Below are 3,518 nucleotides of genomic sequence, written 5' to 3'. Positions count from 1 at the left end.
GCGGTACCAGTAGTCGGCGTCGAGCTCGGTCGGCTCGGCCCATCGGCCGTCAACCGTGGAGTAGAAGGGGATGTCGGCGGCGCGCGGGACGATGCCGCCCAGCAGGTCGGGCAGTCGCTCGGCCACGGCCTGGATGTGGGGGCAGTGGGAGGCGTAGTCGACCGGGATCCGTTTCGCGTCGACGCCTTGGTCCCGGTAGTGTTCCAGCGCCTGTGTGAGAGCTTCCGCGTTGCCGGAGATCACCGTGGCGGTAGGGGCGTTGACGGCGGCCACCCACAGCCGGTCCGGCCACATGGTCTGCAGCAGCCCGGTGACCTGGTCCGCCGGCAGTGGTACGGAGGCCATGCCGCCCGAACCGCGCAGGGTCTGCAGGGCCCGGCTGCGCAGCGCGACGGTTTTCGCGGCGTCCTCCAGGCTCAGCGCTCCGCTGATGTGGGCGGCGGTGATTTCGCCTTGGGAGTGGCCGATGACGGCGTCGGGGTTAAGGCCGTGGGATTGCCAGAGGGCGGCGAGGGAGGTCATGAGGGCGAAGAGGACGGGCTGGATGACGTCGGCGCGCTGCCACAGGGGGTCGGTGTGGGGCCGGTGCAGGATGTCGGTCAGGGTCCAGTCGGTGTGGGGGGCGAGGGCTTGTTCGCAGGCCTGGATCGATTGGGCGAAGACGGGTGAGGTCTTAAGCAGCCGCAGTCCCATCCCGGCCCACTGACCGCCCTGCCCGGGGAACACGAACACCACCTTGCCCTGGTCACCGGCCTTCCTCGCGATCCCCGTGACGACGGCGGTGTGGGCCTCGTCGGCCGCCAGAGCATCCAGGCCACCCAGGAACTCCGCTCGGTCGGAGCCGATGACCACAGCACGATGCTCGAAAGCCGACCGGTGCGCGGCCAGTGAGTATCCGATGTCCGCGAGCCCCGGACCGGAACCGGCTTCGGGAGCCGCAGACACGAACTCCCGCAACTGGCGCGCCTGGGCGCGGAGAGCGTCGGCCGACTTCGCGGACAGCAGCCATGGCAGGGAGACAGCAGACGCCTCCACGGCGGGCGCGGCAGTCGGCCCTGCCACCCCCGTACCGTCGGGTTCGTCGGAGGGCGCCTCTTCCAGAATGAGGTGCGCGTTGGTGCCGCTGACGCCGAAGGAGGAGACACCGGCACGCCGTGGATGCCCGTTCCGTACCCACGGCACGGCGTCGGTCAGCAGCCGGACCGCCCCGGCTGACCAGTCCACATGCGGCGATGGCTCGTCGGCATGCAACGTACGGGGCAGCGTCTCGTGCCGGAGGGCCATCACCATCTTGATCACCCCGCCGACACCGGCCGCCGCCTGGGCGTGCCCGATGTTGGACTTCACCGACCCCAGCCATAGCGGATGGTCCTCGGCCCGGTCCTGCCCGTACGTGGCCAGCAGCGCCTGGGCCTCAACGGGGTCGCCGAGGACCGTTCCGGTGCCATGCCCCTCCACCGCGTCGACCTCGGAAGGTGAGAGCCCGGCGCCGGCCAGGGCCTGGCGGATGACGCGCTGTTGCGCGGGGCCGTTGGGGGCGGTGAGGCCGTTGCTGGCGCCGTCCTGATTGATCGCGCTGCCGCGCACCACGGCCAGAACTCGGTGGCCGTTGCGCCGGGCGTCGGACAGCCGCTCCACGAGGAGCATGCCGACTCCCTCCGCCCAGCCCGTGCCGTCGGCGGTGGCCGAGAACGCCTTGCACCGCCCGTCGGGGGACAGGCCCCGCTGGCGGGAGAACTCGATGAAGGTCGCCGGGGTGGACATCACCATCACTCCGCCGACGAGCGCGAGCGAGCACTCCGTCGTGCGCAGCGCCTGACCGGCCATGTGCAGCGCGACCAAGGAGGACGAGCAGGCTGTGTCCACCGACACCGTCGGCCCCTCAAGGCCGAAGACATAGGCGATACGGCCGGAGGCGACGCTCCCCGAACTGCCGGTCAGCGCATAGCCGGCCACGGCCTGCGGCACCTGGCGCACATGAGCCGCGTAGTCCTGCACGTTGATTCCGACGAAGACTCCGGTCTGACTGCCGCGCAAGGTCTCCGGGTCGATGCCTGCGTGTTCGAACGCTTCCCACGAGGCTTCAAGCAGCAGCCGTTGCTGCGGGTCCATGGCGAGGGCTTCGCGCGGGCTGATGCCGAAGAACGCCGGGTCGAACTCACCCGCGTCATAGAGGAACCCGCCATGCTGAGTGCAGCAGGTGCCCTCGTGGTCGGGGTCCGGGTGATAGATCCGCTCGACGTCCCAGCCGCGGTCTGTCGGGAACTCGGTGATGGCGTCAGTGCCCGAGGCGACCAACCGCCATAGATCCTCAGCCGACCGCACACCGCCCGGATAGCGGCAGGCCATCCCGACGATTGCGATGGGCTCGTCGAGGAGCGCTGCTGCTCGAGTGCGCTCGGCCGATGTGCCTGACATGCCCTCGCGCAGGTCGTCGTCGGTCCCGCCCAGCAGCGCCGTACGCAGATGCGTGGCGCACTCCGTGGGGCTTGGATGGTCGAAGACAAGGGTGGTGGGGAGAGCCAGGCCGGTGGCGGCCGCGACGCGGTTTCGGAACTCGACAGCGGTGAGGGAGTCGAACCCCAGCGCGCTGAAGGCTTGCTGAGCGTCGATGGATTCGGGGCTGGAATGACCGAGCACGGCGGCCGCGTGTGTGCGGACGACATCGAGAAGGGCCTGCTGTTGTTCCTTGGGCGAACGCTGTGCCAGTTGCTCGCGAAGAGAGTCGGCGGAGGGCGGGGCGGTATCGCCGCGTAGTACCTGGCGGACCTCGGGGATGTCGTCGATGAGCGGTGCTGGCCGCCGGGCGGTGAAGGTGGTGGCGAAGTCCTCCCAGTCGACATCCGCGACGACAGCGGCGGCGCTGTCGGGGCCGTGGCCGAGGATGCGATCGAGTGCGGCAAGGGCGAGGTCAGGGGACATGGCCCGGAGGCCGCGGCGGCGCAAGTGAGCGCGTGTGTCTCCGTCCGCGGCCATCCCCGCGCCGTCCCAGGGCCCCCAGGCGATTGAGATGGCGGGGAGTCCTTGGGCGCGGCGGTGCTGGGCCAGGGCATCGAGATACGCATTGGCGGCCGCGTATCCGGCCTGGTTCGCGCTGCCCCAGGTGCCGGCAATGGAGGAGAAGAGAACAAAGCGCTCGATCGTGTCGTGCTCGCGCAGCAACTCGTGCAGAATCGCCGCCCCGGTCGCCTTCGCCCCAGCTGTCTCGGCGAGGTCCGCCGCACTGAGATCGGCGATGGTCGACTTCAGGTTGATTCCTGCGGTGTGGATGATGGTGGTGAGGGGGTGGGTTGGGGGGATGGTGTTGAGGAGGTTGGTGAGTTGGTTGGGGTTGGTGGTGTCGCAGGTGGTGATGGTGGTGGTGGCGCCGAGTTGGGTGAGGTGGTGGTGGAGTTGGGTGTTGTGGGGTGTGTTGGGTCCTTGTCGGTTGGTGAGGAGGAGGTGGCAGTGGGGGTGGTGGGTGGCGATCCAGGTGGCGATGTGGGTGCCGATGGCTCCGGTGCCGCCGGTGATGAGGA

General features: G+C 69.6%; 1 protein-coding gene. It reads right to left on the bottom strand.

All coding sequences use genetic code 11. The features are described 5' to 3' along the window. Positions 1–3,518, bottom strand: a 3,518-nt coding sequence (locus CCN51_RS30720; protein WP_143675927.1) for a type I polyketide synthase, incomplete at both ends; no start/stop codon positions are given.

The sequence above is a fragment of the Streptomyces milbemycinicus genome (assembly GCF_002154605.1).
Taxonomy (GTDB): domain Bacteria; phylum Actinomycetota; class Actinomycetes; order Streptomycetales; family Streptomycetaceae; genus Streptomyces; species Streptomyces milbemycinicus.
This window is presented reverse-complemented; position numbering and strand designations above follow the sequence as displayed.